The organism is Psychrobacter sp. AOP3-A1-26, assembly GCF_052378235.1.
In the GTDB taxonomy this organism is placed as follows: Bacteria; Pseudomonadota; Gammaproteobacteria; order Pseudomonadales; family Moraxellaceae; genus Psychrobacter.
Genome location: NZ_JBQSXN010000151.1, coordinates 1 through 2,666 on the forward strand (window position 1 = coordinate 1; position 2,666 = coordinate 2,666).

General features: G+C 38.0%; 3 protein-coding genes. 1 reads left to right on the forward strand and 2 read right to left on the reverse strand.

Features of this window, described 5'->3' with window-relative positions:
- A partial coding sequence (locus ACT3TU_RS13875) for an alpha/beta hydrolase (protein WP_444784505.1) occupies positions 1-1,050 on the reverse strand: 1,050 nt, incomplete at its 3' end.
- Between the two features lie 91 nt (positions 1,051-1,141).
- On the reverse strand, positions 1,142-1,636 hold the full coding sequence (locus ACT3TU_RS13880; RefSeq protein ID WP_444784506.1) for an REP-associated tyrosine transposase: 495 nt from the start codon (positions 1,634-1,636) through the stop codon (positions 1,142-1,144).
- Between the two features lie 242 nt (positions 1,637-1,878).
- On the opposite strand from ACT3TU_RS13880, the gene ACT3TU_RS13885 reads away from it, so the two are divergent.
- Positions 1,879-2,666: hypothetical protein (locus ACT3TU_RS13885; protein ID WP_444784507.1), on the forward strand; the 788-nt coding region annotated here is incomplete at its 3' end.

Here is a 2,666-nt window from a genome sequence, read left to right on the forward strand (position 1 = left end):
CAACCGTCTAAGCGTTCGAGTCGCGTCATCAAAAGCTACCTTAGCATCTTTTATCTCGCCTGCGAAAAGGGGAAATAGATGCGGCATCGTCTCATAAACCTTGAGTTTCGTATTTACACCAGCTTCTTTAAGTTTATTGGCATACTCAATACCTTCATCACGCAGAGGATCAAACCCCGCTACTAGAATAACGGCAGGGGCGACGCCTTTTAAATCACCAAATATAGGCGATGCCATTGGGTCTGTTGCATCCGTTTCATCACTTAGATAATGGTCTTTAAACCAACGCATTTTTGCTCGCTCTAAAAAGAACCGCGTAGCAAATAGCTCATACGACGCGCGTTCACTACTTATATCTACCCAAGGCACCCATAACGTTTGCAACTTTGGCGGATAGTTATCGTCTTTGGTTTGCTGAGCTACGACAGCTGCTAAGTTACCGCCTGCGCTATCTCCACCAACTGCTAGACGCGTCGCACCAACGCCAAATTTATCGGCATTATTCGCAATATGACGATAAGCGGCTAACCCATCATTGACAGGGGTAGGAAAGGGGTGCTCAGGCGCTAGACGATAATCTACTGCGATAACGGTGCAATTGCCATCCGCTGCCAAATGTTGACAAACTAAATCATGTGATTCAAGAGAGCCGGCAACATAACCACCGCCATGATAAAACACTAAAGCGGGCTGATTATTATCACTAGCATCACGATGGCGATAACGACGTAGACGGATGCTGTCACCGCTAGATACATCGAGCTTAAACTCATCGGTGATGATGTCTTTATGATCAGACTGAGCTAATAAAGGGCCTTGTCCATCGATCTGTTTACGAGTGCTGGCGACACTAGCTATATAGTGAGGTGGTGGGCTAAATAGCTTTAAAATCACTTGAACTGAGACATCTAAAGTCTGTCCATCTATGATAACAGGCTTGCCAGCAATTTTGCGTAGAATGGGTTTGGGTAGGTTAACTATTTTTTTAACGATAGTTTTTTGCGCTTTAAAGGCGTGTTTTTTTAGTTTTGAATGATTTGTGATTTTCATTAAAGATATCCTTATCTTGACTAATGAATGATAACACGTAGGTTGGCGTAGAGCTTGCGACACCCAATATCTAAATATCAAAAGAACATTCTCAACAGCCCCAATCAATAGGAAGCAAACCATCCTTCACAAATCGATGAAATGAGGAGTATTGCCAGTCTTTAACTTGTTTAACATACTCATGCTTAATAGGGTTCATATGAATATAATCAATATGTGCTAGATAGTCTGCTTCATCGCGAATGCAATGCTCCCAAAATCGACGTTGCCAAATACCGCGCTCGCTTTTTTTAAGTCTGCTATTTGAGATATATTCTGTTTTAGCAATATGATAAGAAAAGTAATATTTGATTAGCTTGATACGTTTAGAGAAGTCTGCATCATTATTTGGCATGGTACATAACATATGCAAATGGTCTGGTAAAATAACGATAGCATCAATATGAAAGGGATGTTTTCGTTTGACCGTTTGAAAAGCATTTCGAAGTGTTTCAATTTCTTTGATTAACAAATCGCTAGACCTATCAGCTAGGTTGATAGTGAAAAAGTAGGTTGCTCCTTTTTGATAGTGCCTTCGATATTGCATGCTATTCTGCAAATGATAATTGATAGCTGATATTACTTAATTTTGTTGGGTGTCGCAAGCTCCACGCCAACCTACGGATTGTAGGTGATTCCGCGTTTAGATTGTAGGTTGGTGTCGAAGGATGAAACCCAACGAGTTGGTTTTGATGAATATGAAACAGCTGGGTCTCCTTCGTCAACCCAACCTACGAACTGATCTACGAATAATTAATAAGTCGTACTACCTGTTCGGGAGTAATTATTATGCCCCATTTTGAAGATATAGCAGACTATAGTAAGTTGAACTTCAAAGAACTGAATTTCAATAAAATATATCATGGAAAATCAACACTTTATCTAGACCAAAATATTTTAGATAAGATTGTTGAATATCCTATGTTGATAGAAGATGGACAGTTTGCAGGATATAATTGTCAGGTCATATATTCTAACGAAACACTTAACGAAATTGAACGCTCAGGTGAACCAGACAATTTTTTACAAGTGCTGGAAAATCTTAAAGCTAGAAGAATGATATTTGAGGTCGATCAAAATTTTAAAATAACTGGTGCTGCTATAATTAATCCATATATAAATCCGCTTATCGTGTATAAAGAATACCTCTCTAGAGACTTTATTGATGAAATAGCAAATAAAATGATTACAAATAATATGCAGTTTATATTTAGTCTTTTCTCAAGCCAATCTAGCAATAGTATTGTTGACTACGCTGACGAATCTAGGAAAAATCTCAATAGTCTGCATGAACAAACCTTAGAGGTATTTAAATCTGTAGAAGATGAGATTTCTGAAGCTGATTATCAGTTTCTAGAGGAGGTTATTGAGGGAAGTTTTAAAGAACAAAGTAGTCATTTTGACGCTGTTCAAAACTCTATGTTGGAAAATATGAGTAATACTGGCATAGATTTAAAAAGTAATAATGGTCATAACGGTATTAGGGAATTGGAGGAGGTGACAAAAATTGATGGAAAAATCTTAAACAATATTAAGTCGCCTAAAATCTTAGAAAAGATATATGAGAAATATACTGA